At 66.8% G+C, this 23,413-nt stretch carries 16 protein-coding genes and 2 pseudogenes; 12 read left to right on the forward strand and 6 right to left on the reverse strand.

Annotated elements, in window-relative coordinates:
* Positions 1-2: 2 nt before the first annotated feature.
* The gene (locus G6N33_RS11280; protein WP_044509258.1) at positions 3-5,036 is read right to left on the reverse strand and encodes a non-ribosomal peptide synthetase; all 5,034 of its coding nucleotides are present in this window, start codon (positions 5,034-5,036) and stop codon (positions 3-5) included.
* Positions 5,037-5,388: 352 nt separating this feature from the next.
* On the opposite strand from G6N33_RS11280, the gene G6N33_RS11285 reads away from it, so the two are divergent.
* The 5 genes from G6N33_RS11285 to G6N33_RS11305 all read left to right on the forward strand — a co-directional run bounded on the left by G6N33_RS11285 (position 5,389) and on the right by G6N33_RS11305 (position 12,304).
* Positions 5,389-6,120, forward strand: coding sequence for a thioesterase II family protein (locus tag G6N33_RS11285; RefSeq protein ID WP_044509257.1), 732 nt, complete (start codon positions 5,389-5,391; stop codon positions 6,118-6,120).
* A complete protein-coding gene (locus G6N33_RS11290; protein ID WP_044509256.1) occupies positions 6,117-7,412 on the forward strand; it encodes a beta-ketoacyl [acyl carrier protein] synthase domain-containing protein in 1,296 nt (431 codons plus the stop codon). Before G6N33_RS11285 ends, G6N33_RS11290 begins: the two co-directional genes overlap by 4 nt.
* A 69-nt stretch (positions 7,413-7,481) precedes the next feature.
* Positions 7,482-10,445, forward strand: coding sequence for a nocobactin polyketide synthase NbtC (nbtC, locus tag G6N33_RS11295; protein ID WP_049919389.1), 2,964 nt, complete (start codon positions 7,482-7,484; stop codon positions 10,443-10,445).
* A 38-nt stretch (positions 10,446-10,483) separates the two neighbouring features.
* Positions 10,484-11,392: an SAM-dependent methyltransferase gene (locus tag G6N33_RS11300; protein ID WP_101528385.1), complete on the forward strand. Its 909-nt coding sequence runs from the start codon at positions 10,484-10,486 to the stop codon at positions 11,390-11,392.
* Positions 11,393-11,458: 66 nt separating this feature from the next.
* The gene (locus tag G6N33_RS11305) at positions 11,459-12,304 is read left to right on the forward strand and encodes an SDR family oxidoreductase (RefSeq protein ID WP_081662137.1); all 846 of its coding nucleotides are present in this window, start codon (positions 11,459-11,461) and stop codon (positions 12,302-12,304) included.
* A gap of 6 nt (positions 12,305-12,310) precedes the next feature.
* On the opposite strand, the pseudogene G6N33_RS11310 reads toward G6N33_RS11305, so the two are convergent.
* Positions 12,311-12,866: pseudogene (locus G6N33_RS11310) on the reverse strand (NAD(P)/FAD-dependent oxidoreductase); the annotation flags it as partial.
* Between the two features lie 77 nt (positions 12,867-12,943).
* Positions 12,944-13,093, reverse strand: a pseudogene (locus G6N33_RS11315) (TetR family transcriptional regulator); the annotation flags it as partial.
* Between the two features lie 92 nt (positions 13,094-13,185).
* On the opposite strand from G6N33_RS11315, the gene G6N33_RS11320 reads away from it, so the two are divergent.
* Positions 13,186-13,884 carry a trimeric intracellular cation channel family protein gene (locus tag G6N33_RS11320; protein WP_044509253.1) on the forward strand — a complete coding sequence of 233 codons (699 nt, stop codon included), beginning with the start codon at positions 13,186-13,188 and terminating at the stop codon, positions 13,882-13,884.
* Entirely contained in the window at positions 13,881-14,183 is a 303-nt protein-coding gene (locus G6N33_RS27450; protein WP_232069468.1) for a TetR/AcrR family transcriptional regulator, read from the forward strand. Before G6N33_RS11320 ends, G6N33_RS27450 begins: the two co-directional genes overlap by 4 nt.
* Positions 14,184-14,448: 265 nt before the next feature.
* Here the strand turns inward: G6N33_RS27450 and G6N33_RS11330 are convergent, their stop codons facing one another.
* A complete protein-coding gene (locus G6N33_RS11330) occupies positions 14,449-14,946 on the reverse strand; it encodes a DUF417 family protein (protein WP_044509252.1) in 498 nt (165 codons plus the stop codon).
* A gap of 71 nt (positions 14,947-15,017) precedes the next feature.
* Positions 15,018-15,491 carry an SRPBCC family protein gene (locus G6N33_RS11335; protein ID WP_044509251.1) on the reverse strand — a complete coding sequence of 158 codons (474 nt, stop codon included), beginning with the start codon at positions 15,489-15,491 and terminating at the stop codon, positions 15,018-15,020.
* A gap of 264 nt (positions 15,492-15,755) precedes the next feature.
* Between G6N33_RS11335 and G6N33_RS11340 the strand changes: the two genes are divergently transcribed.
* The 4 genes from G6N33_RS11340 to G6N33_RS11355 all read left to right on the forward strand — a co-directional run bounded on the left by G6N33_RS11340 (position 15,756) and on the right by G6N33_RS11355 (position 21,708).
* Positions 15,756-16,832 carry a hypothetical protein gene (locus G6N33_RS11340; RefSeq protein WP_044509250.1) on the forward strand — a complete coding sequence of 359 codons (1,077 nt, stop codon included), beginning with the start codon at positions 15,756-15,758 and terminating at the stop codon, positions 16,830-16,832.
* A 146-nt stretch (positions 16,833-16,978) separates the two neighbouring features.
* Positions 16,979-19,246 (forward strand): heavy metal translocating P-type ATPase, encoded by a 2,268-nt coding sequence (locus G6N33_RS11345; RefSeq protein ID WP_101528384.1) that lies wholly within the window; start codon positions 16,979-16,981, stop codon positions 19,244-19,246.
* Between the two features lie 44 nt (positions 19,247-19,290).
* Positions 19,291-20,676 carry an alpha/beta hydrolase-fold protein gene (locus tag G6N33_RS11350; RefSeq protein WP_044509247.1) on the forward strand — a complete coding sequence of 462 codons (1,386 nt, stop codon included), beginning with the start codon at positions 19,291-19,293 and terminating at the stop codon, positions 20,674-20,676.
* Between the two features lie 216 nt (positions 20,677-20,892).
* Positions 20,893-21,708, forward strand: a complete 816-nt coding sequence (locus tag G6N33_RS11355) for a polysaccharide deacetylase family protein (RefSeq protein WP_044512658.1) — start codon at positions 20,893-20,895, stop codon at positions 21,706-21,708.
* Positions 21,709-21,856: 148 nt separating this feature from the next.
* Here G6N33_RS11355 and G6N33_RS11360 read toward each other — a convergent pair whose 3' ends face one another.
* Complete coding sequence (locus G6N33_RS11360; RefSeq protein WP_044509246.1) at positions 21,857-22,471, reverse strand: TetR/AcrR family transcriptional regulator; 615 nt, start codon at positions 22,469-22,471, stop codon at positions 21,857-21,859.
* Between the two features lie 68 nt (positions 22,472-22,539).
* Between G6N33_RS11360 and G6N33_RS11365 the strand changes: the two genes are divergently transcribed.
* On the forward strand, positions 22,540-23,370 hold the full coding sequence (locus G6N33_RS11365) for an alpha/beta fold hydrolase (RefSeq protein ID WP_044509245.1): 831 nt from the start codon (positions 22,540-22,542) through the stop codon (positions 23,368-23,370).
* The last annotated feature ends 43 nt before the right edge of the window (positions 23,371-23,413 follow it).

Consider the following 23,413-nt stretch of genomic DNA (forward strand, 5'->3'; position numbering starts at 1 on the left):
CCTCATTGACGATTCTCCCAGGCCGCGGTGAGGTCAGCCAACGCATCGGCGCTCAGGCCCGACGTGCTCATCGGCGTGTAGTCGCCACCGAGTGGCGAGTCCGCCTGCGCGGCAGGGGAATCTGTCGTCGCATCGACGGCTGCGGCCAGCTCACCGATCGTTGCGTGCTCGAACACCATGGCGGGGGTCAGGGCCAGTCCGCGCTCGATGACTCGTGCCGACCACTTGATCGAGATGATGCTGTCTCCCCCGAGCGCGAAGAAGTTGTCGGCCGCCGCCACGCCGCTGATTTCCAGGAGTTCTTCGAGCACCTCGATCAGGACTTCCTCGGTTTCTACGGCAGCCCGGATGATCGGTTGTGACGGCTCGCCGACCTTGGGTGTCGGTGCGGCGCGCAGCCGATCCAGTTCGGCGTCCGGCAACAGCTCCAGCGTCGACACCGAGGCGTCGGGTGTCGTCGCGAAGGCCTCGATTGCGGCATGCACTGCATCGGCGATGAGCGCGACGGTTGCGGGGCGGTAGAGGTCGGCGTTGCCGACGACCCGCACGTCAAGGTCCCCATCGGCGGTCACATTCATTGCGACGTCCAGATCCAACAGCGAGACGTCGAACTCCGAGCGCAGCGGGACAATCGTGGTTCCGCCTTCTTCGGTGAGGTCACGCTGCGCCAGTGTCCAGGCGTCGCCGTGGAAGTGAAGCATGTTCTGAAACAACGGGTTACGCGATCGCGCGCGGGGCGGGTTGATCGCCTCGACCAGTCGCGCGATGGGTACTTCCTGGTGTGCGAACGCGTCGAGCACCGCGTCGCGGCTACGCATGATGACCTCGCGCAGCGAGGGCGCACCGGACAGATCGGTACGCAGTACCACCACGTTGGCGAACAACCCGATCACATTGACCGTGCCGGGGTCGACCCGGGCCGCCACCGGAGTGCCAACGGCGATATCGTTGCCGCCGCCGAGCTTGTGCAGCACTACCGCGAGCACGGCCTGATAGACCATGAACTCGGTGGCGCTGCTGTGCTCGGCGAGTGCGGCAAGGGCTGCCCGGCGCGCCGCCGGCACCGTCACTTCGGACACTGCTGCGCGCCGGCCGAGCACCGGTGGCCGGACGTGGTCGAGTGCCACCGAGGTCTCCTCCGGCAGACCGGCCAACGCGTCGCGCCAGTACGCCAGTTCGGCTTGTCCCCATTCGCTTGCCGCGTCGAAGGCTCGGTGCTGCCAAAGTACGTAGTCGGCGTACTGGATCGGTAGCGGATCCCACTCCGGGGCTGTGCATTTCAGCTGCGCGCGGTATGCGACAGTGAGGTCTTGCAGCACGATCCGCAGTGAGGCGTGGTCGATGATGATGTGGTGCGCCAGCAACAGCAGCACATGCCGATGCGGGTCGAGCGCCACCAGCGTTGCCCGAATCAACGGTTCGGACTCCAGCTTGAACGCGTACCGGCACAGCTCGGCCACCGTCTGATCGAGTGCGGTCGCGTCGACCGCGGTGACGGGTAGTTGCAGTTCCCTCGTCGGGCATGCCGATTGGTATGGCATGCCCTGGTGCTCCTGGATGTTCATGCGCAGCGACTCATGCCGGCTCACTACGTCGTTGAGCGCGGCGTTGAGTGCGACGGTGTCGAGCGGGCCCTCGATTCGAAGCCCGATCGCAATGTTCAGGCCGGCGCTCGGGCCTTCCATTCGGTATTGAAACCACATGGCAAGCTGGGAGTAGGACAGCGGGAGACGTTCCGGCCGAACGCATTCGACGACCGCCGGTCGCTGCGACCGGGGCTCGGCGACGATGTCGTCGTCGTCGAGCTCGTCCAGGTCGATGTCGTAGTCGGCGAGAAACTGTGCGACGAGTGTCTCCGCTAACCCGGCTGGGGTCGGCGAGTCGAACACGGCGCGGACGCTCAGCTCAATACCGAACTCGGCGCGGATCTGTGCGATCAGCCTGGCCGCCAACAGTGAATGACCGCCCAACTGAAAGAACGAATCCTGCGCGCCGACTCGCTCGCAGTCGAACAGCCGGGCGAAGATGGCACAGACCCGACGTTCGGTCGGTGTCACCGGCGCGTGGTAGCTCGATGCAGTGATGGGTGTGGGTGCGGGCAGCGCCCGCTTATCCAGTTTGCCGCTGTTGGTCAGCGGAATGTCGGTGATCACCCCGAATGCGCTGGGCACCATGTATTCCGGCAGTGCCGAGGCGGCGAACTCGCGTATCTCGTCGAGATCGACGTCGATGAAGGTGTGCGCGGGTGCCTCCGCCGCCACGGGCACCACGTAAGCCGCGAGCGCGCGGCCGACGACCGTCTCCTGCGCGACAACCAGGCAATGCCGCACGGCCGGGTGGGCCGCGATCACGGACTCGATTTCGCCCAGCTCGATCCGATAGCCCCGGATCTTGACCTGCTCGTCGGCCCGGCCGATGAACTCGATGACGCCAGAGCTACTGCGGCGTACCAGATCGCCCGTCCGGTACAACCGCATTCCTGGGTTGAATGGGTCCGCGACAAACCGCTCGGCGGTCAACCCGGGCTGGTTCAGATAGCCGCGTGCCAGTTGCACTCCGCCGAGGTAGAGTTCACCGATCACGCCCGCGGGCACTAGCTGTAATTCGGTGTCCAACACATAGGCGAAGACATTGCGATTGGGAACACCGATCGGAACCACGCCGACCCCCTGCGGCCCCTCGACCGGCATGTGGGTGGCGCAGACGACGGCCTCGGTGGGTCCATAGTGATTGCGCAGCTCGGCGTCGAAGTGTCGGGTGAACATGTCGGCCACCTCGCCGGACAGCGGCTCGCCGCCGACTGCCATGTGCCGCAGGCTATTCCACACGGCGGGCTCCGGGAGCAGCAGCAACACGTTCAGCATCGAGGGCACCATTTGCAACACGGTGATGTGGTGGCGGTCCATCAATTCGGCGACATAGGGCATGTCGCCGAACGCGTCGGGCTTGGGCACGACCAGCTTCGCGCCGAACGCGAGCGCGCCGAAGATCTCCGCTAGCGAGGCATCAAAGCTCACCGAAATCCATTGCAATGCAACGTCTTCGGGTGTCAGCGTCCATTCGGTGAAGAAGCTGTACAGGTGCTCGGCGAGGGCACGGTGCGAAACCGCCACGCCCTTGGGCAGGCCGGTAGACCCGGAGGTGTAGATCACGTACGCCAGGTGGTCGGGACGTACTGGATGAGTCCGGTCGGCGTCGGTGAGCGCGGTGTCCGACAGCTGTCCCGCCGCCCGTTCAGCGGCATCGAACTCCTCGGGCCCGATGACCACACGCGGCGCGGCGTCGGCGACGAAGTATTCGATGCGATCGGGTGGGTTGGCCGGGTCGATCGGCAGATACGCGGCACCAGCCTTCAAGACCGCCAGTACGGCGACCATGAACTCGACCGACGTCGTCATGCGCAGTCCGATGATGTCGTCGGCGCCGATTCCCTGCGCAATCAGCCAGCGGGCCAGTCGATTCGCCCGGCTGTGCAGCTGTTGGTAGGTCAGTTGGCCATTGTCGGAGATCAGCGCGACCGCCGTTGGCATGGCGGTCGCGACAGCGTCGAGTAGCGCCACCATGGTGGTGGCGGGCGGGTCGACACGCTCGCCCTGGGATTGTGCGAGGACGGCGGCCAGCTCCCCCGTGCCGAACAGATCCAAAGTCGCCAGCCGTCGACCCGGCTCGCGCACGGCGTTGTCGAGCAGCCGAAGGTAGTGGGCCTGCATCTGCTCGACGAGTTCGGTTGCCAGGACGTCCGTCTGGTACTCGAATTCGAGGAACACGCCATCGGTGTCGAGCACCACCGCGACGGCGAGTGGAACCTGCGTGGTTACCGCGGGTACCTGCAGTTGCCGCACGGTGATTCCGTCGAGCGCCAGCTCGTTCACGCTTTTGCGCCAGCTGAAACCCAGCCGGACCAGTTGATCGGTGCCGCCGGCGCCGGATGCCCGTTGCGGGTTGAGCTCCCGAACTAACAGCTCGATGCCCACCGACTGGTGGGCGAAGCCGCCCAGGCAGGTTTCCCGGACAGCGCCGACCAGCGAAGCGAACGTGTCCGATGGCTTCGGCGCGATCCGCAGCAGCAAGGTGTTCCCGAAATAGCCGATGGCCTGCTCGGCCGCCGCGCTGCGCTCGGTTACCGGTACCGATACGACGAAGTCCGACGCGCCGGTGTAGCGCCGCACCAGCACACCGAAGGTCGCCAACAGCACCATGAACGGGGTGGCGGAGTGACTGCGGCCGAAGTCCTCGACCCGGGTGAACAGCTCCGCGGGCAGCATGCGGGTTCGACTGTCCGCGCGTTTGGACGGATGCGCCGCCGGCGGGCTGCTTCCAGCGCCCGGCAGCTCCAGCGGTTCGGGTAGTGGCCGTAGGGTTTTGCGCCAGTAGCTGAGGTCGTCATCGGACACCGCGGCCGAATTCCCGAGAACTTCGACGGCGACAAACTGGGGCGCCGGGACGGTCAGCTGACTACCGTTGTAGGCCGCGCCCAGCTCGTGCAGAAAGACAGCCCACGAGTCGTCGTCCCAACAGATGTGGTGTACGACGAGCAGCAGGACAAAGTCGCGGTCGCCCAGACGTCCAAGAGTTATCCGCAGCGGCAGTTCGTTCGCCAGGTCGAAAGGTTGGCCGAATTCGCGTCGCGCCGCCTCGGCGAGGTCGGAGTCGGCGAGGTCGGTCCAATCGCGCACTTGGCACGGGACCTCGACGTCGTCGGCGAATGTTTGGTAAGGCTCGCCATCGGCATCCACTCCATAGGTGGTGCGCAGGATCCCGTGGCGTGCAACGACATTGCTCACCGCTGCCGATAGCCGCGGTTGGTCCACTGCGCCCGTCAGCCGGTAGGCGACCCCAATATTGAAGGCGCTCCCGGTGGGGTCCATGGCCTGCAGGAACCACATCCGCAACTGGCCCGGCGACAGCCGGTAGCGTTCGCCGGGCACGGGTTGCCGGGGTGGCGCCGGGCTCGTCGCAGCCAAGCCATTCTCGGTGATCCGCCGCCGCAGGAGTTCGAGTCGTTTCTCCTGGAGCACCTTGGCCTCGTCCGCCACGACTTACTTCACTCTCCGTTCATCGGCGAGAGCCGCCGCCGGTCCCGGCCGGGGCGCCCGAGCGATTCGAGTTGGCACGATGCTTGGTCGGCGATCATCCGAACGACACAACGTGCATTCCACATCCTCCAAACCTCATCCGCGGCGGGATGATGCGGCCTTCTCGCAACGGGTCGCGGCCTGAAGTTATGTTAGCCTTCGCTACGTTATCGTCTCGCGGACGCCCGCGGAACGGAGACCGGCCGGCCGGACGCTCGGTGCATGCACACGCCGGGGCAGTCGGGCCTTGGCAAGGCCGCCGGCGCGCACGCTCCGCACGCCCCCGGGCGGGATGACAGGATCGAGGTGGTACATGCCGCGCGCGCTGGGATGGATTCGGCAGTTCCACCATGCGGAGTCGGCGAAGGATACGTCGCTGCTTGTTTTTCCCCATGCCGGGGCCGGTGCGTCCGCCTACCGTGAATTCTCCAAAGTATTGAGTGAGCAGTTCGACGTCATCGTTTTCCAGTACCCCGGCCGTCAAGACCGCGCGGCCGAACCATTGCTCGGCTCAGTGGATGACATAGCGGCGGGGGCATTCCGGGAATTCTCGGAGTCGCAGCAGCACGCCGGGCGCCCGATCGTCGCGTTCGGGCACAGCATGGGCGCCCTCGTCGCGTTCGAATTCGTGCGGCTCGCCGAAGCCAGCGGTATGGAGGTGCGGCGCCTCAACGTGTCGGCCGCGGTCGCCCCGTGCCGCGTCGCGGACAAGCCGCCCCATCCCGTCGACGACGACGGTCTCCTCGACCATCTCGCAGCGCTGCAGGGCACCGACGCGGCTGTACTCGCCAACCGCGAGATCATGAGGCTCGCCCTGCCGGTGGTCAAGGCCGACTATGCGGCCTTTGACGCGTACTCCTGCGCGCCGGGCGCCCGGACCGCCGCGCCGATTCACGCCTTGGCCGGGGATCGGGACCCGAATGTCACGCTGGGTGATCTCTACGACTGGGGCAAGCACACGGACACAGTGGAAGTCACCATGTTCGACGGCGGACACTTCTACCTAGAATCCCACCTCGAAGCGGTCTCGAAGCTCTTGCTATGAGCGAGCCCGTCGTCATTTCTGGCATGGCCGTCGAGGCGCCCGGCGGAATCGACAGCTTGGGTGGCCTATGGGCCGCGCTTGCCGAAGCGCGGGAACTCATCGGCGCCCTTCCTCGCGACCGCGGCTGGCCCATCGACGATCTTCTGGCGGTATCGCGGCTCGACGGCTGGGGGCACGTTTGTGACGCGGGCGGATTCTTGGACGGCGCAGCGACATTCGACCCGTCCATGTTCGGCATCACCCAGCGCGAGGCTGTTGCCATGCATCCCCAGCAGCGGGTTGCGCTCCGGGTGGCATGGAAGGCGCTGGAAAACGCGGGCATCAACCCCGATGCGCTCGACGGTGCAGACGGCGGCTGCTTCGTCGGCATATCGCCGTACGCGTACGGGCCGCCCGGCACCGCCGCCGACGCTGTCAGCGGACATCGGGTCGTCAGTCTCGGACAACTCGGGGCCGCCGCACGAATCTCACACTGCCTCGGGCTCACCGGTCCGTCGATGTGTGTCGACTCCGCCTGCGCCTCGTCATTGGCGGCGCTTCAGTTGGCAGCCAATGCCGTCCGGGACGGCGAATGCGAATGGGCGCTGGCCGGCGCGGTGTGTGTGATGGGCTCACCCCTGGCCTTCTACGAGTTCGCCCGGCTCAACGCCCTTTCCGAAGACGGCCATTGCCGCGCATACGCCGACGACGCCACCGGCACGGTGTGGAGCGAGGGCGCGGGCATACTGCTCATCGAGACCGAAGCACGCGCGCGCCGGCTGGGCCATCGGGTCTACGGGCGCATTCTCGCCGTGCGCACCAACCACAACGGAAAAGGCAAGCCGATCCTGGTTCCCCGGGCGCACGCGCAAGCGCAGGTTATCCGCAGGACGCTGGATGCGGCCGAAGTCGAAGCAACCGATGTGGGAATGATCGAAGGGCACGGCACCGCCACTCGTGCCGGCGACCCGGTCGAATTGACCGCCCTATTCCAGACCTACGGGGCGTTGGGATCGCAGGCATTCCTCGGGTCGATCAAGTCGAACGCCGGACATGCCCAGGCGGCGGCGGGGATGCTGGGCCTGATCAAGGTGCTGCTGGCCGGCCAACACGGTCACATACCGCCGACCCTGTTCTCGGACAATCCCACCACAATGGTCGACTGGACCGGGACGGGTGTGCAACTAGCCACGAAACTGCACCGCTGGGAGCCGAAGAACGGCATCCGCTACGGGGCAGTGTCGTCATTCGGCGCCGGCGGCGCCAACGCGCACGCGCTCATCGCCATGCCTGCTGGTTCGCCGGGTGAGTAAGTGACCATTTGTACCTATCAACTCCCGGACGGCACGATTCCCGTCCTGTTGTCGGCGAACAGCCGGGAACTGCTGCGCGGCGAGGCGGCCGCGCTATTGTCTTATGTCGCAGACCATCCCGACGTCCAACCGCAATCCATTGCCCGGATGCTGTTCCGGACCCGGACGGCGCGCCCGCACCGCGCCCTGGCGATGGTGGGCACCCCGGCGGACCTTCCCGTCATGCTGCGCGCGGTCACCGACGACCTCGACCATCCCGCGGTCGTCCGTACCGAAACACCCGCGACGGCCCGGCGACTTGCCTATGTCTTTCCGGGGCAAGGCATACAACGACCGGGCATGGGGCGACTGTTCTACGACTCGGTCCCCGCATTCCGTTCCGAAGTGGAACACTGCGCCCAGGCGTTCGAGGCCCAACTCGGGCAGTCACCGCTGAATTACCTTGTCGATCAGCATATCCCGGACGACGGGAGCGCGGCGACCATCCAGGCCGCCCGGTACACCCACATGGTCGGGTTGGCCGCAATGTGGCGATCGTTCGGGATCGCCCCGGACCTCACTATCGGGCATAGCCAAGGAGAGGTTGCCGCGGCCTATATAGCCGGCGCCGTGTCGCTGGCCGACGCCGTCACGATCGTCGGCTTACGCGCACAGGCGGCCGACGAGTTCGTACCCGGCGACTACGCCATGGCGGTCGTCGCCACCGACCGCGACACCTGCGCGGACCTGCTGGCGCGTTGCCCGGGCTGGGCGGAGCTGTCGGTGGTGAATTCGCCTGGCATATTGGGGATCTCAGGAGACCGCAAAGCAATCGAACGCATCGTGGACACGTTGACCGAGCGCGGCGTCTTCGCGCGGGTCATTGACGTCCGATTCCCCGCGCACACCAGCCGGATCGACGACGTCGGCGACGCGCTGCTCGCGGCCATGCACCGACAACTGCAGAACGCGAGCCTCTTGCAGACGACCACCGAGTGCTTCGGCTCCGCGTTCGGTGCTGCTCTCACCCCGGGCACGCCCGCCGGACCATACTGGTTTTCCAACCTGCGCAACATCGTCCGGTTCGACAAGGCAGTGGCGGCGGCGATAACCCGCGGCGCCGACACCTTCGTCGAGCTCGCCGAACACCCGACGCTGCAACTGGCGATGCACGAAAACATCGCCGCGGCAGGGGCGGAACGCCACGCCCTGGTGGTCAGCACATCGCAACGCACGGCCACCGATTTGGCCGCGTTCACCCGCAGTCTGGCGGTGCTCGCGGTACATGACGCCGACTACTCGTGGTCGTGCCTGAGCACCGAAACGGACGGCCCCCCACCACTTCCGTTGCTCGACTTCCCCAACACCCGGATGAACGAGACACGCCTGTGGCTGCCGGCAGCCCCAGAAGGCACCGGCAGGCGGCCAGTCCGCGACGCGTCCCCGCCCATCGCACGAGCCCAACTGTTCGCCGAGGACTGGGTCCGGTTGTCGCACCGCTCCTTGGTGCCCCCACGAACCATCGGTTTCGTCGACCACGCCCGGGCGCAGCCGGACCTGGTCGCCGCCCTGTGCGCCGCAGCGGCCGACATCGGCGCCGCCGCCCATCCGTGCGCCGCCGCCGAAAGCGCCGGTGCACACAGCGATTTCGATACGTTAGTCATCCTGCTTCCCCGATCCGCCCGCACGGACGACCGCGCCGCCGCCGACGACGTCACCGCGTTTTTCTCCGACTGCACCTGGTTAACCCGCATCGCCGGCGCCACGATCGACTGCTGGTTGGTGACAGTGACCGGTGAGATGGTGCTGGCCGACGATGCGCCGCCGAACCTGGTGCACGCCGCCGCAAGTGCGGGTTTCCGCAGCATCGGCGCGGAGTACCCGGGCGTCGGTTTCAAGCATCTCGATCTCCCCGCCGATTTGACGACTTCGGAATCGGCGAGCGTGATTGTCGCCGCGATACATACCGGTGGTGAGCCGGAGCTGGCACGCCGGGGGGACGCCTTCTACGCCAAGCGGTTGACGAGCCGCGACATTCCGGGCCACTCCGATGCAGCCGCGCCTGATCATGTGCTGATCATCGGCGGCACCGGGCACCTCGGCCTCGAGTTTTGTGAGCACTTTGTAGCGTGCGGAGCGCGTCTGATTACCTTGGTCAGCAGATCGGGGGAGACGGCCGCGGTCCAGGCTCGACTACGTCAAATCGGTGCCACCCACAGCAGCCGGACGCAGGTTCGGGTGACTTCCTGCGATGTGCGCGACGGGGCGGCGGTAGCGCAACTGGCCCGCGAACAACACGACACCCCGGCGGATCTGATAATCCATGCCGCCGTGGACTATTCGGCCGCCGACTCCCCGGATCTGACCGCTGAACAACTGGACCGGGCGCTGCACGCCAAGGTGGTCGGAATCGCGTCGGTGCTGGAAACCTATCCGCGGTCGGCGGGCTGCCGACTGTTGCTTTGCTCCTCGGTGGCGGCAACGATCGGCGGCCGCGGACAGATCAGCTACGCGGCCAGTAATCGTATGCTCGACGCCATGGCGCATCGGCTGCGCGCCCAAGGCCTGGACTGCGTTTCCCTGCAGTGGGGTCAGTGGCAGGTTCACTTAGATCTCGACGCCGACGTCATCGCGCAGTTGGCTGCCATCGGGGTCGTCCCCATGTCACCCGCTGACGCGCTCGCGGTGGGATTAACCGAACTGCGGGACAATGCCATTGTCATGGCTCTCGATCTGGATCGGGCGCGGCTGATGCTGGCGCCGTACGGCTACGGGCCGTTGTTCTCCCAACTGACCGCGCCCGCCCTCCAACCGGTCGTCGCGCTCGGGCCAACCGACGTGGCGAGCACGGTGCGCAGCATTCTGTTGGATACCATCGGTGCGGGCAGCCACATTCCGATCGACACCGATCTGCCGCTGGTGGCGATGGGCCTGGATTCGTTGCAAGCACTAGAGTTTCGGCGTCGCATCAAGATTGCGCTCGACTATGAACTGGATGTCGCCGACCTCCTGGGCGGTGCGTCGCTGGCGGAGATCATGTCCAGGCTGGCCTAGACCCGCAACACCCGTCATCGGACGGCGCCGCGACTCCTGTGTGGCGCAAGCTCTTACCTCTGTGTGGTGACCTCCGGGCCCCGGCCGCGGTCGAGGCCACGCTGGTGGTCGCGGCGCACGCCGTGGCCAGCCGGGCACCCGAGCCGATCCTGGCCGATCCGTTCGCGGAAGTCGTGGTTCGCGGCGTCGGACAGCAACCGTTCCTCCGGATCGTGGACGGCACGACAGACTTCGCCGAAATCGGATATGGGTGGTGCCCGCCGCTCTTTGGTATTCGTGCCAGAACGTTCGACGAATTCGTCCTTGCCGCTTGCCGCTCGCGGATCCGGCAAGCGGTACTGCTGGGTTCCGGATTGGATTGCCGGGCCTATCGGTTGGACTGGCCCACCGGGATGGCGCTCTACGAAGTCGATCAACTGACACCCATGGATTGGAAGCCGGTCTTTCTGGCGAACTGCGGGGTTACGTCGACCGCTCGGCATCGTTGCGTCGGCGCCGACCTCCGCCAGGGGTGGCCGTCCGCGCTGTGCAAGGCGGGTTTCGACGAATCCCAACCCACGGCGTGGATCATCGAAGGATTGCTGCCCGCCCCGCCCAGGCAGATCCTCGCTTCGATCAGTGCGCTGAGCTGTCCAGGAAGCTGTCTTACCGCCGATTACTTCGAGTGCGCAGAGCCGGAGGTCGTCGATGATGTGACCGACCAACTCCACGGCTTGGACTCGAGTCTTGGGCTGCACAGCGTGGGATGCGACGTACCGCCTGTCGACCCCGCGGCGTATCTGGCCGCGCATGGCTGGATCGGGCGCAGCGCCCCCCTGGTCACGGCCTTCGCCGCCATCGGCCGGCCGGTGCCGGCCGCGATAGCGGGCCCGCAACACGGCGCCCTGCTGCGCATACTGCGGGCAACCCGCCTCGACACCGGCGGGTTGCGCACAGCAACGCGGTGAGGGTCGACATCGGCGTTCGGCTTGGCCTGCGGCAGACCGCAATCGCGCTGCGTATACCGTCCAGGTATGAATCGAGTCTCGGTAATCACCGGAGGCGCGGGTGGCATGGGCGTGGCCACAGCGAAGATTGTCGGCCGCGACCACACCGTGGTGCTGTGCGACGTGCGGCGCGACCGACTGACCGCCGCGGTGACAATCCTGAAAGACCTCGGGATGAAGCCGACCGCCGTCCACTGTGACGTCACCGATCGCGGTGCGGCCGTCGAGCTGTTCGATACCGCCCGCGCGCTCGGCCCGCTGGCCTCCGTGATCCACACCGCCGGGGTGAGCCCGAGCATGGGGCCGGCCGACTACGTGCTGCGGACCAACGCGATCGGCACCGTCAACGTCGACGAGGCGTTCTATGCGGCGGCAGACGCGGGCGCCGCAGTGGTCAACGTCGCCTCGATGGCGGCGCATCTGCTGCCCACGGAAGTCATCCCGACGGCACAGTTTCCGCCGGCACTGCAGGATGAGGGCGGATTTATGGACGCCATGCTGGCGTTCTGCGAAATCGCACCGGCGGAGGCGCGATCGGGCCTCGCGTATGCGGTGAGCAAGAGTTTTGTCAAGTGGTACAGCCAGTCACAGGCCGAGCGCTTCAGCGCGCGCGGCTTGCGTATTGTCTCGGTCTCGCCGGGGTCGGTCGACACCGAGATGGGACGGCTGGAAGAGCAGGCCGGAGCCGGCGCGATGGTGACCAACGCCGCCATCCCGCGCTGGGGCACGCCCGAGGAGATGGCCGAACTGCTGGCGTTCTGCGCCAGCGACAAGGCCGGTTACCTCACCGGCACCGACATTCTCAACGACGGTGGCGTGGTCGCCTCGACGACCGAGCGTGCCAGGGCAGCCGGCGGCGAGCAGAACGGGTAGGCGCGCCTACCTGCTGCCGACCAGACCGGTCCGCTGCGCGCGCCGCACCGACCCAATGTCGGTGCTGTGCAACCAGTCTCGGGGACGCAGCCGTCAGGTCCGGCGGGCATATTCCAGCTCGGTGTACGGCCACTGGGTGACGATGCGGCACGTGGGCGAGCGAAAGTAATTGTCGCACTGTGTCCAGATCGTCCGCTCCAGGTCCAGCGACAGCCGGTCGTTGTAGCGTCTCTCCGTCTCCGGGCGCACCTCGAGGTAACCGCCTCGACGGGCCAATCGGCTGACCGCGCTGGCCACCAGCCGCGCACCGGCCGGCAGGATGTAGACGATCGCGTCGACGTCGACGCCAGCACCGGCCGCGGTGACAACCGACGTCTGGGTGATCCGTTCGATGGGTTCGGTGACGAGGACGACGTTATCTTGTTGTAGCGCACGGTAATACTCGTCGCCTAGCAGCACTCGCTTGCAGCGCAATGGGTAGTTTTGGCGTCAAAGCGGCACGGAGCCTTGTGTCGGCCACGGTGCGCTCCAAAAACGACCTGAGCTGGTGTGCCCGTCGTGCGCCAGCGCAGCGTCCCAGCCGCAAGCATCGGCATTCCATGCCACGGAGCACACCCGCGTGCCGAGCCGCAAATGGCGGCTGGTGCCCGCCGCGCGGGCAATCTCACGGATCGTGGCCCTCGCATACCCCACCTCGGGCACGCATTTCATGGTCGCGGCGGTGATGCGTCGGCGGGTCTCGTCTCCGTCGGCGCCAACTGGACGACCCGGCCGGGTCCTCGCTCGCATAGTTACCCACCCTTCGACCGCGGGCATAGTTCCGCGTCGAATATATTTGATGCACCGATTGATTCCCGGAGGTGCACGGTGGGTGATCATCCGTGAACCCCGCGTTGGGTGAACTTTCCCGCACCATCGATCTAGCGGGCGTGTTTGTCAATGCTGTACTCGGTGGCGTGGTGGCCCGCGAATTCCGCATGGACCCCGTGGGATTCGTCGCCCTCGCGATTCTGTCGGGACTCGGCGGCGGCGTGATCCGCGATACGCTGCTACAGCACGGACCGCCGGTGGCGTTGACCGACACCCGTTACGTAGTGATCGCGCTGCTGGGCGCGGCGGTCGCGTTTCTGATACCACTGCGCGCGCGACTGTGGTCGCTCACCTATCCGGTTGTCGATGCGCTGGCCTTGGGTACCTGGGCAGTGGCCGGTGCGGAGAAGACGCTCGCAGCCGGATTGTCTTGGCTCCCAGCAATTTTGCTAGGAACAGTCAGCGCCGTCGGCGGTGGAGCGCTGCGCGATCTGGCAGTGCACCGCACCCCGGCGATCTTCGGCGGTAACACCCTTTATGCGACCCCTGCGGTGGCGGCCAGCGCTACGGTAGTCGTGCTTTGCCGCCACGGCCTGGCCCCGTACGGCGAACTCGCCGGCATCGCAGTCGGCGCGGGGCTGTGCCTACTGGCGAGGTGGCGCGGTTGGCGCCTCGGCGAGAGTCTAACGGCGGATTACTACCTGACGCGGCGCAAACGTATCTGGCGAATTCGACGCGATAACCGCCTGCCTCGCCCCGACGAAACATGACCGCGCCGGGCCGCCCCGTCGGATCGGATAGTCAGCAGACCCGACGACGGATCATCACCGCCGCCATGCGGTGCGTGACCGAGCTCGGCTATTGGCAGGCCACGATCCGCGAAATCGCCCGGGCGGCGGGGGTGACCGGCGCCAGCCGGTACCACTACTTCCCGACGAACTCAGCGCTACTGACGGCAACCGGCGAGGAGATCGAGGCGATCGTGGCACCGCGGCTGCGAGCGGTCGCCGCGCAACACGACACGTCGCCGACCGGATCGACGCGGTACTGGACGAGTCTGCCCGGTTGATTCGTGACCATCCTTACCTGACCGGCTTCTCGGGCGCGCTGTGCGCCGGAAGCATCACCGAATTCCGCTGCGGCCCCGCACAGTACCTTGGCTTCAAGGCTTCGCGCGACGTCGTCGCAGAGATCACCGACGATGCCCGCGGGCGCGCCATGCTCTCCGCCGAGACCGACGCACGATCGCGGTGGAAGCCATCTGCGCGCTGGCCCGGGGCCTATCGGAGCAGGCGGACAGCCTGCAGCCGCGGGCCTATCGGGCCGCGCTGAGCTCAGCCAAGCGGCTGATCCGAGGAACGCTTTTCACGCAGTGCTTCGCCCAGCGTCCACACCGCGACGCCGATCAGCACGAGGTCCTTGAGCAGGAACTGCCCCGGCAGCGCCGAGAGCACGGGTAACCCGGCAGCATGGCTGGCGACAACACCCGGTGTGGTGAACAGGAAGCTCAGCGTGCCAAGGAACAACACGATCGCCAGCGCACTGCCGAGCGCGGACGCCCGCGGCCAGATCGGGTACAGCGCAATGAGCACGGCGGCAACGATTTCCATCGTCCCCAACGCACGCGCCACGGCGGTGAAACTGAGGAAGTCGTAGATCCAACTCATCAGCGGGCTGTGTTGGATGAGGACGCGGGATTCCATCTTGATGTACTTGCCGAACCCGATCCAGGCCAAGACGACCACCAGACCGTATCGACTGATCAGGTGACCCGCCCGGGTCAACGGTTGCGACAAGTGCTGGGCAGGTACGACGGTCCGGCTAGCGTTCATCGATAGACGTCCTTCCGACGGGGGCGCGGTGTGTCGGCTAAGAACGGTTACGAATCCCTGTCCCGTCGCGTTCAGCTCGGCGCATAACGATCGTGCAACCTGGCCAGCGTCGCCTCGATGCCCGACGCGTTGGCCTTGGCGAACCCCATTCGCTCGTAGTACTTCAACTTCTTCTTCACGGTGCCAGCGTCGCGGTAGTCGAAGGTCTCGGTGACCCTGGTCAGGTTCGGGCCGAGCGGCTCGAACTTCCAGCGCCAGCGATGGCCCACCGGATGGCGCCATTCGATCAGTTCGTGCGGCTTGACCACAGTCACCGTACTGGTGATGCGATACGGCAGACCCAGCATCTTCATGCTGGTCGAGAACTTGGCGCCCACGGTCAATACGTCGGGTGCGGTGATGTTGCCCCGTACCGTGCCCGACCCGTCCAGCTCCGGATGCCGCCGGGGGTCGGCCACCAATTCGTACAGCTCCGCGGCCGGCGCGGCGACATCAACCGATCTGCTCACCTGATGGGGTCCCGCGTCGACGATGACGACAGTCATGGTGTCTCCTTCCGCTACCCGGCAGCGTAGACCCGCTCGAGGTTCCACAGCGTTGCGGTGCCATGGCCGCTGGCTCGGCACTTCACCGCCGGCCGGAGCAAACCCGAAGAGCACAGCGTGGCCACCGCGGGCCGCCGCTTTCCCGCTTTTCCACGACGCCGAGTGCGTCGCCGGCTACCTGTAATACACGGGTGTCGGCTGACGCTTCAGCAATGCCACCAAACATCGTCCGAGCCGCACAACTCCCAGGTAGGCTCCCCTGCCATGGGTGCCCTGCGGTTCATCTGGCAACGCGTACTGGCGTTCGACCGGATTGGCTCGCGCATTCCGCAGCTCATTCAGATCTGGCTGACCGAGTTGTTCTTCGTAATGCCACTGACCTTCTTCATCGGCAAAGTCATCGATATTCGCGGGGCATTCGGCGTGCCGGGGACGGGGGAACGGCTCGATGGGGTTTTCTGGGCCGCGCTCGTCGTCTCGCTGATCTTTGGCTTGCTGTTCGTGCGCTCACTGATCAAGCCGCGGGTGGTGGAGGGTTCGTGGACGCCGATGGTGCACGCCGACATCGGTCCGGTGACGGTCTACGGCGGCAATCGCGCGTGGACCGTGACCTACCCATATCTGACCAGCCACCCCTCCTACGCACTGCTGCTGCTGATCACCGCGCCGATACCGGCGGTGATGCTGGCCGCGACGACCAACCAGGGTGACAGCACGTTCTATTTTCGGGTGTCCGGCATCGTCGGTCTGATCATCCTCGGCTGCATGGCGCTGGCCCGCGTCTTGGCCTGGTACGTCTTTCGCCTCGGGCGCCGCCAGCTGGATGGGCGACTGGAAGACCTGCCGATGTCACAACGCCGGCTTGGCTGGGAGATCGCCTGGAAGCCGGTGCTCGTGCTGCTGCTGATGATGTACGCGATCGTTTGTATTCCGTTGGGCATCATGTGGTTTCGAGAACAGCGCACGATTGCCGCGCTGCCCGTGGTGACCGTGGCCGACGCCGACCACCCGGGCGACTACCGGCGCATCACAGGCACGATCGCCTCCCAACCCGTTTATTGGGCGCCCCGCGGTACCGGACGCGGCGGCAACAACTACGCGGGTGCTGGGGTCCTGGTCACCCTGCCCTCGGGGGGTGAGGCGCTCATCCTTGCCGAAGCGCTGTCGGTAGCCGACTTCAAGGGCATGATGGCCGGTGTTCACGACGGCCGGCTGACCGCAACCGGCAAGGTCATCGACACCATCACCCCGACGCAGCGTGAGTACTACGGCTTCGATCTGAGCGCGTTCGCCCAGGCGCCTCCGGACGGGCGGGTATTGCTGTTGCTGTCGCAGCCGTGATCGGTGGGCGCCCGGCCGCCCATCCGCGTCATCGGACAGGCAGAATCGTTGCGGTATCTGGCGGAGCGACTCTTCGACGCTGCCGCCCCAGGGGTGTATAAGTGAGCTAGAAGATTTACCCCCGGGGGGTATAAGAAAGGAACGCCATGGCGACGCGCGCGATCAGCAATCTGGAGTTGAGCATCACCGGCATGACGTGCGCCTCCTGCGCGGCCCGGCTGGAAAAAGCGCTCAACAGCCTCGACGGCGTGGCGGCGGCCGTGAACTTCGCGACGGAACGGGCCACCGTCGCCGTGCCGGCCGACTACGACCCACAATTGCTGGTCGACGAGGTCAAGAAGGCCGGATATTCCGCCGTGCTGCCGCGACCACACCAGGCGGCCAACCGCGCCGACGACCTCGAGCTGTCGTCGCTGCGCAATCGGCTGCTTGCCGCGGTCCTACTCGCGACGCCGGTGATCGCGATGGCAATGGTCCCCGCGCTGCAGTTCCGGTACTGGCAGTGGGTGTCGCTGGCGCTGGCCGCCCCGGTGGTCGGGTGGGCGGGCTCGCCGTTTCACGCCGCCGCCTGGACGAACCTCAAGCACCGCGCGGCCACCATGGACACGCTGATCTCGATCGGCACGCTGTCGGCGTTCATGTGGTCGTTGTACGCGCTGTTGTTCGGGACAGCCGGCCACTCGCACCTGCGCCACGGCTTCGCGCTGACGGCCGAGCGCGGCGACGCGGCGGGCAACATCTACCTCGAAGTCGCCGCCGGAGTGACTCTGTTCGTCCTGGCCGGGCGGTATTTCGAGAAGCGTGCCAAGCGGCGGGCCGGTGCCGCCCTGCACGCCCTGCTGGAGCTCGGCGCCAAGGACGTCGCAGTGCTGCGCCCCGACCGGGACGGCGACGAAAGCCGCATCCCGATCGAGGAACTCCGAGTCGGCGACCTGTTCGTGGTGCGTCCCGGCGAGAAGATCGCGACCGACGGGATCGTCGTGTCGGGCTCCTCGGCCGTGGACGCCGCGTTGCTGACGGGCGAGTCCGTCCCAACCGAGGTCGGCGAGGGCGACGCCGTCACCGGCGCCACCGTCAACGCCGGTGGACGCCTGGTCGTGCGGGCCACCCGCGTCGGTGCGGATACCCAGCTGGCGCGGATGGCCAGGATGGTCGAAGCGGCGCAATCGGGCAAGGCGAGCGTGCAGCGGCTTGCGGACCGCGTCTCCGGCGTCTTCGTCCCAATCGTCGTTGGCATCGCGGTGGCCACCCTGGTGGGGTGGCTCGTCGCAGGGTTCGGTGTCGCCGCCGCGTTCTCGTCGGCGGTGGCGGTGCTGATCATCGCGTGTCCGTGCGCGTTGGGGCTGGCCACCCCGACCGCACTGTTGGTTGGTACGGGTCGCGCGGCTCAGCTCGGGGTCCTGATCAAGGGACCAGAGGTGCTGGAATCCACCCGCGCGGTCGACACCATCGTGCTGGACAAGACCGGCACCGTGACTACCGGCAGGATGAATCTCGTCGCGGTCGTCCCCGCGCCCGGCGTCGACCGTGCGACGCTGTTGCGCTACGCCGGAGCGCTCGAGGACGCCTCCGAGCACCCCGTCGGCCAGGCGATCGCGAAGGCCGCCGTCGCCGAACTCGGCACGCTGCCCACGGCCGAAGGCTTCACCAATGTGCAGGGCAAGGGCGTGCACGGCGTCGTCGAGGGCCACACCGTGGTCGTCGGACGGGCGAGTCTGCTGGCCGACTGGTCCCAGTACCTGGACCCGGCACTCACGCCGGAGCTGGTCGCCGCCAAACTTCGAGCCGAGAGCGAAGGTAAGACCGCGGTCGTCGTCGGCTGGGACGGCAGCGCCCGCGGGGTCCTCGTGATCGCCGACACCGTGAAGCCCACCAGTGCCGAGGCCGTCCGGCAGTTCAAGCGGCTCGGCCTCACTCCGATCCTGCTCACGGGCGACAACGAGATCGTGGCGGACCGCATCGCCGGCGAGCTCCGGATCGCCCACGTCATCGCCGAGGTGCTGCCCGCCGACAAGGTTGCCGTGATCGCGCGCCTGCAGTCCGACGGCAAGGTCGTCGCAATGGTCGGCGACGGGGTCAACGACGCCGCCGCCCTGGCGACCGCCGATCTGGGCCTGGCGATGGGCACCGGGACGGATGTGGCCATCGAGGCCGCCGATCTGACCCTGGTGCGGGGCGATCTGCGCGCCGCCGCCGATGCGATCCGGCTGTCCCGCAGGACGTTGGCCATCATCAAGATGAACCTGTTTTGGGCGTTCGGCTACAACGTGGCCGCGATCCCGCTGGCCGCCGCCGGCCTACTCAACCCGATGCTCGCCGGCGCGGCGATGGCCTTTTCCAGCGTCTTCGTCGTCGGAAACAGCTTGCGGCTGCGCTCCTTCGCGAGCACGATCCGTTCCGGCGATATGGGATAGTTGGTCTGGCCTACCGGGTTTCACAGCTTCTGAGGTCTGCTCGCTTGCCCCAATTCGTCGGACAACTGTCCCTGCTGCACGGCTGGTTGCCACTCGCAACACAAGCACTGGCGCTCTTTGTGGCCCTGGTCGTCGTCATCGACTGGCGCCGGCGCGGCTGGTGGCGGGGCGCGCTGCCGGTGGCGCTGATCGCCGGGGCGGCCGTGACGGCGCTGGCGTATTGGTACATCGTCTCGCTCGGGGTCGCCGGCGACCCGGCGCCCAAGACGCTGTGGGTGTGGATCGCGATGAGCGGAGTGACCGCCGCGGTCCTGCTGCTGGGCTGGAAGGGCGCCCGCTGGTGGCGTCGGGCAGTCGCGGTGGTCTCCGTCCCGCTGTGCGTGTTGTGCGCGGGCATGTCCCTGAACGTCTGGGTCGGCTATTTCCCCACCGTGCTCGCGGCGTGGAGCCAGCTGACGTCCGGGCCGCTGCCCGATCAGATCGACCGGCTCCAGGTCACCGCCATGCAGGTCGCGGGGACCAAGCCGGACAAGGGTGTCGTCGTTCCGGTCAACATCGGCTCTGACAAATCCGACTTTCCGCACCGGCAGGAACTCGTCTATCTGCCCCCGGCGTGGTTCAACACCAACCCCCCACCCCGACTGCCGACGGTCATGATGATCGGCTCGGCGTTCAACCTGCCGTCCGACTGGCTCGGGCCCGGCGGCGCCTTCACCGCCATCGACGGATTTGCCGCCCGCCATCACGGTTTCGCGCCGGTCTTCGTGTTCCCCGATCCCACCGGCGCGTTCGACAACGACACCGAGTGCGTCAACGGACGCCGCGGCAACGCTGCCGACCACCTGACGAAAGAGGTGGTGCCGTTCATGGTGTCCAACTTCGGCGTCAGCACCGACCGGACGAACTGGGGTGTCGCCGGCTGGTCGATGGGCGGCACCTGCGCCGTCACCCTGGCCGTCATGCATCCGCAGTTGTTCAGCGCATTCGTCGACATCGCCGGCGATTTCCGGCCCAACATCGGCGGCAAGGACCAGACCATCGCCCAGCTGTTCGGCGGTAACACCGCAGCCTGGGTCGACTTCGACCCGCTCACGGTGATGACCCGACACGGCCGCTACACCGGGTTGTCCGGATGGTTCGACATTCCCACGCCGCCCGGAGCGCACAACGTCGCGCAGGCGGCCGACCCGAGCCTGGCGACTACCGCGGCGGCCAACCCGGAAGGCCAAGACGCGGCGGCGCACGCACTGTGCACCATCGCCAAGGCCAACGGAATCAGTTGCGCGGTGGTGACCCAGCCGGGCAAACACGACTGGCCGTTCGCCGCCCAGGCATTCGACGCGTCGTTGCCCTGGCTCGCCTCGGCGCTGGGCACACCCGGTGTCGAGCCGACGCAGTTGCCGCAACGAGCTGCCGGCGAGCCGCACTGATCCGTGACCTGGTCGAGACCGCACCGTGACCATCGCAGCTCCGCGGCACTTTCCGCTCAAAATTCACAGCTGACCCTCCCGTAACGAAACCGACGAGTGCATGTTGACGGTGGTACGGTTCGCTGCTGTGGCTGGGAAGTTTGGCAAGCTAGGCGACCCGCACGCGGGCACGCCCAAGCGCCACCGCAGCGCAAACGAGGCCGTGCCATGGAAGAGCTGAAGCGCCGTCGTTTCCTCGGCTCACTCGCCGCGGCCGCGGTCGCCAGCGTCGGCCTGGCCCGCCTCATCGTCGATCCGCAGCCGCGCACGTTCGCGCAAGCCCCGCTCGGGTCGACCGCGACCTCCGGTCCGGCGGCGCCGTCGCCGGCCGGCTTGTTACCGCCGCCCCCGCTCAGTGCCCGCATCCCGCTACCCGGCGGTGGTGCGCTGATGAAGCTCCCCGGCGACGGCGACCTCCTCGCACTGACCCTGGACGACGGGGTCAACAGCGATGTCGTGCGGGCCTACACCCAACTCGCCAAGGACACCGGCCTGCGGATGACGTTCTTCGTCAACGGCATCTACAGCTCCTGGACCGAGAATCTGGATTTGCTACGGCCGCTGGTGGAATCGGGACAGATCCAGCTCGGCAATCACACCTGGTCGCACCCGGACCTGACCTCCGTGCCGGAAACCAAGGTCGCCGAAGAACTCAAACGCAATGACGACTTCCTGAAGAAGACCTACGGCGTCGGCGCGAAGCCGTATTACCGGCCGCCCTACGCCAAGCGCAACGCCACCGTTGACGCCGTCGCGTCCTACCTGGGGTACACGGTCCCGACCCTGTGGTCCGGTTCGCTGTCGGATTCCACGCTGATCACCGAGGAGTACATCCTCAAGATGGCCGACGAGTACTTCACCCCCCAGTCGATCGTGATCGGTCACCTCAACCACCTGCCGGTCACCCATGTGTATCCGCAACTGGTCGACACCATCCGCGATCGGAACCTGCGGACCGTCACACTCAACGACGTGTTCCTCAGAACGCCCTGACGGCAACGGAATTGACCGTGCACCGGCCCGATCCGCAACGACTCGGTGGCCTGGAGTGGGTGCGTCGTACCCCACCGGCCGGATGAGCCTGCAAGTCAGTGCGGCTTCCCGCTGGCCGGGCTGCTGGGCCCGTTCGAGTCCTGAGCTCTCAGTCCGCCGGGTGGTGCAGCATCCCGTCGATCAACCGGTGCAGCACTTGACGGGTCTCGCGGCGGGCTCGCTTCGGATCGTCGGACGTGGCGATGAACATCGCCGCCTCATCGAGCGCGCCGATCAGCACATGCGCGAGCGGTCGCATCGGTTGCCGCGCCAATTGGCCCGCCTTCATCGCCTCGGTGAGCAGCTGCTCGGTCATACCCAGGCTGTATCGCTGGGCGACGTCGCGGAATCCCGCCCACCCCAGCACGCTCGGCGCGTCGAGCAGGATCAGCTGGCGCACCTCGGGGTCGCCGGAGACGTTGAGCCACGCATCGACCGCGGCGCGGAGCATGTCGGCCGGCGTCGCCGCGTCCGATTCGGCCACCACGCGGGCCATGCGCGCCATCACGTCTTGTTCGACGACTTCGACGACCTCTTTGAATAGCGCTGCCTTATCGGCGAATTGGTGATACATGGCCCCGCGGGTCACACCGGCGGTAGTCGCGATCTCGGGCGTGCCCACCTCGGCGTAGCCCCGCTCGCCCCATAAGCGACGGGCGGCCGAAATCAGCGCGTCGCGGGTCGCTGCGGAGCGCTCGATCTGAGTCCGTCTCTTGCTTTCCATACAACCTGTTGGTAACTTACGAACAGACAGCCTGTTTGTAAGTGTATATCCCGATGTAGGAGCCTTTCATGTCGACGATCGACATTAGTGCCGGAACCATCCATTACGAAGCAACCGGACCCGAAGACGGCAGGCCCGTCGTGTTCGTCCACGGCTACATGATGGGGGGACAACTGTGGCGCCAGGTCAGCGAACGCCTCGCCGACCGCGGTCTGCGGTGCATCGCCCCCACCTGGCCGCTCGGTGCACACCCGCAACCGCTGCGCCCCGGCGCCGACCGCACCATCGGCGGTGTCGCGCACATCGTCGCCGACACGCTGGCGGCCCTGAACCTCGACGACGTGGTGCTGGTCGGCAACGACACCGGTGGTGTGGTCACCCAACTGGTCGCGGTACATCACCCCGAACGGCTCGGTGCGCTCGTACTGACGAGTTGTGATGCGTTCGAACACTTTCCGCCGCCGATCCTCAAGCCGGTAATCCTGGCCGCCAAGTCGAAGACGACGTTCCGGGCCGTCGCCCAGGCCATGCGGGTGCCCGCGGCGCGCAACCGTGCGTTCGACGGCCTGGCGCATCGCAATATCGACGATCTCACCGAGGCCTGGGTGCGCCCCGGTCTGGCCGACCCTGCCATCGCCGAAGACCTACGGCAACTGACCCTTTCGCTGCGCCCCGAGGTGACCCTGGACGTCGCCGCCCGGCTCCCCGAATTCGACAAGCCGGCACTCATCGCCTGGTCGCGCGACGACGTGTTCTTCGACCTCGTCGACGGCGAACGGCTGGCCGCGACCATCCCGCACGCCAAGCTCGAAGTCATCGACGGAGCGCGGACCTTTTCGATGGTGGACCGGCCGGACGTGCTCGCCGATCTGCTTTCGACGATTGCGGTGCGCACCTAGCCCGCTTTGTCCCGGGGGTAGTGGTCGTTTTGCCGGCCGTATA

The sequence above is a fragment of the Mycobacterium simiae genome (assembly GCF_010727605.1).
GTDB lineage: Bacteria > Actinomycetota > Actinomycetes > Mycobacteriales > Mycobacteriaceae > Mycobacterium > Mycobacterium simiae.